General features: G+C 67.1%; 3 protein-coding genes. 1 reads left to right on the top strand and 2 read right to left on the bottom strand.

All coding sequences use genetic code 11. The features are described from left to right. Positions 1-315: 315 nt before the first annotated feature. A complete protein-coding gene (locus AC5RUJ_RS13980; RefSeq protein ID WP_494129055.1) occupies positions 316-648 on the top strand; it encodes an ankyrin repeat domain-containing protein in 333 nt (110 codons plus the stop codon). A gap of 79 nt (positions 649-727) precedes the next feature. On the opposite strand, the gene AC5RUJ_RS13975 is transcribed toward AC5RUJ_RS13980, so the two are convergent. Both AC5RUJ_RS13975 and AC5RUJ_RS13970 read right to left on the bottom strand, forming a co-directional pair. After that, complete coding sequence (locus AC5RUJ_RS13975; RefSeq protein WP_493966620.1) at positions 728-2,227, bottom strand: catalase; 1,500 nt, start codon at positions 2,225-2,227, stop codon at positions 728-730. Further along, a complete protein-coding gene (locus AC5RUJ_RS13970; protein WP_494022449.1) occupies positions 2,228-2,689 on the bottom strand; it encodes a Fur family transcriptional regulator in 462 nt (153 codons plus the stop codon). Between the last annotated feature and the right edge of the window lie 120 nt (positions 2,690-2,809).

Below are 2,809 nucleotides of genomic sequence, written 5' to 3'. Positions count from 1 at the left end.
CGCGGGGCAGGGGAGCAGACGGCGGCGGCCGAAGGAACGCTCTTCGCCGCCGGCGTGTGCGGCCTGTGGTTCGGGCAGGTGGTTGCCGACCAGGCCGGGGAGCCGGCGGCGGCGTTCAACCTGCTCCTGGAACGTTTCCTGGCGGCCGCCGCCTGAGAAGTCCGCGCGGCGCCGTGGTGACACCCTGCGGGAGCCGCCGCTGGACGGAAGGGGCGCTCCGCCGTCGTGATTCGGCAGGGGCTCGCATACTCTGGGGGAGTGACGAACGATATACCGCTGAATGAAGAACAGACCCGACGCGTGGTTGCGCTCGCCATGGACCTGGCCCGCGAGGGCAAGACCGGCGAGCTCGCGGAATTCCTCGACCACGGGCTGCCCGTGGACGCGCTGGATTCCGACCACAACACCCTGCTGATGCTGGCCGCCTACCACGGGCAGGAAGAGACCGTGGGCATGCTGCTGGGCCGGGGCGCCAATCCGGACATCCGCAACGTCCGCGACCAGTCCCCGATCGCCGGCGCCCTGTTCAAGGGCGAGGACGCCGTGGTGTCCAGGCTGCTGGCGGTCGGCGCGGACCTGGACGCAGGCACCCCGAGCGCGCGCGATGCGGCCAAAATGTTCGGCCGCGAGCATCTGCTGGACAAGTAGCAATCCACTAAACGAAAAAACTGCCCGGAACCGGCCGCAAGGGCTGGTTCCGGGCAGTTTTATGCCGTCAGGCGGGGTGTTACGCCGAGTCGGTGTTCACATCGACCGGGGAGATCTTGCCGGCCTGCAGGGCCTCGATGGCCTTGCGCACGCCTTCGCCGTAGGCCGGGTCGGCCTTGGTGCAGTTGGCGATGTGGCGCTCGATGGTCGCCTGGGAGGCGCCGTCGATGGCACGAGCGGTGTTCTCGAACAACACCTGGCGCTGCTCGGCGGTCATCTTCTCGCGGAAGAGGATGCCGGGCTGCTCGTAGTAGTTGTCGTCGTCCTCGCGGAAGTTGAACCGGTCGGCGACGGCGCCCACGGCCTGGGCCGGGTCGCGGTAGGCCGGCTGTTCCTGCCAGCGGCCGTAGCCGTTGGGATTGATGCCCGGGGTCGCGCCCTGGTTGCCGTCGACGCGCATGGCACCGTCACGGTGGAAGGAGTTGACCAGCCCGGCGCCGCGCGGGTAGTTGACCGGGATCTGGTGGTGGTTGACACCCAGGCGGTAGCGCTGCGCGTCGCCATAGGAGAACAGACGTCCCTGCAGCATGCGGTCCGGCGAGAAGCTGATGCCCGGAACCACGTTGGCCGGAGTGAAGGCAGCCTGCTCGACGTCGGCGAAGTAGTTCTCCGGGTTGCGGTTCAACTCCCACTCGCCAACCTCGATCAGCGGGTAGTCCTTCTTAGACCAGACCTTGGTCAGGTCGAACGGGTGGTACTTGTAGGTCTCCGCGTCGGCCTCGGGCATGATCTGGACCATGAGCTTCCACTTCGGGAAGTCGCCGCGGTCGATGGACTCGAGCAGGTCGCGCTGGTGCGACTCGCGGTCCTCGCCGACCAGCGCGGCGGCCTCGGCGTCGGTGAGGTTCTTGATGCCCTGCTGCGTACGGTGGTGGAACTTCACCCAGTAGCGCTCGCCGGCGTCGTTGATGAAGCTGTAGGTGTGCGAGCCGAAGCCGTGCATGTGGCGGTAGGACGCCGGGATGCCGCGGTCGGACATGACGATGGTGACCTGGTGCAGGGCCTCGGGCAGGTTGGTCCAGAAGTCCCAGTTGTTCTCGGCGCTGCGCAGGTTGGTGCGCGGATCACGCTTCACTGCGTGGTTCAGGTCCGGGAACTTCAGCGGGTCGCGGAAGAAGAACACCGGGGTGTTGTTGCCCACCAGGTCCCAGTTGCCCTCTTCGGTGTAGAACTTGACCGAGAAGCCGCGGATGTCACGCTCGGCGTCGGCCGCGCCGCGCTCGCCGGCGACGGTGGAGAAGCGGGCGAACAGTTCGGTCTTCTTGCCGACCTCGGAGAAGATCTTGGCCTTGGTGTACTTGGTGATGTCGTTGGTCACCGTGAAGGTGCCGAAAGCACCGGAGCCCTTGGCGTGCATGCGGCGCTCGGGGATGACCTCGCGGTCGAAGTGGGCCATCTTCTCCAGGAACCAGACGTCCTGCAGCAGCATCGGGCCGCGGGGACCCGCGGTCAGGCTGTCCTGGTTATCGGCTACGGGCGCGCCCGCAACAGTTGTCAACGGCTTGGTGTTATCAGCCATTTAGTTATCGCTCCTTGTCGGATCTTCCAATTGAAGGTCTTTCGTGGCAGTGCAGGCGGGGCAGGTGCCCCAGAAGGTGACCTCGGCTTCGTCGATCGCGAAACCGTGGCCCTCGGCCGCCGTCAGGCACGGTGCCTCGCCCACGGTGCAGTCGACGTCGGCAATATTGCCGCACGACCGGCACACCACGTGGTGGTGGTTGTCGCCGACCCGGGCCTCATAGCGCGCCGGGGACCCCGAGGGCTCGATCCGGCGCAGCAGCCGGGCGTCCGTCAGCGCCGCCAGCACGTCGTAGACGGCCTGCTTGGAGACGCCGCCGAGTTCGTCCCGCACCACACCGGTGATGGTGTCGGCGTCGGCATGCGGGTGCGCGCGGACTGCTTCCAGCACCGCCGCCCGCGGACGGGTCACGCGCAGCGACGCCTCGCGCAACAAGTCCTCCGGATCCCTCATCTCGACCATGAAACGATTCTGTCACCTTTTTTGGACTGAGTCCAGAAAATTATCTGGACTCAGTCCAATCCTTACGACGGCGGCGCCGGCCGCCGGGAGGCACCTCGCCCGGGCGCGCTGGCCGCCTGG

The organism is Arthrobacter sp. Y3223164 (genome assembly GCF_059091005.1).
This window is presented reverse-complemented; position numbering and strand designations above follow the sequence as displayed.

Excerpts from the sequence above, each read along its gene's own strand:
- AC5RUJ_RS13980 (WP_494129055.1), top strand. The coding sequence starts at position 316 with ATGGACCTGGCCCGCGAGGGCAAGACCGGCGAGCTCGCGGAATTCCTC.
- AC5RUJ_RS13975 (WP_493966620.1), bottom strand. The coding sequence starts at position 2,227 with ATGGCTGATAACACCAAGCCGTTGACAACTGTTGCGGGCGCGCCCGTA.
- AC5RUJ_RS13970 (WP_494022449.1), bottom strand. The coding sequence starts at position 2,689 with ATGGTCGAGATGAGGGATCCGGAGGACTTGTTGCGCGAGGCGTCGCTG.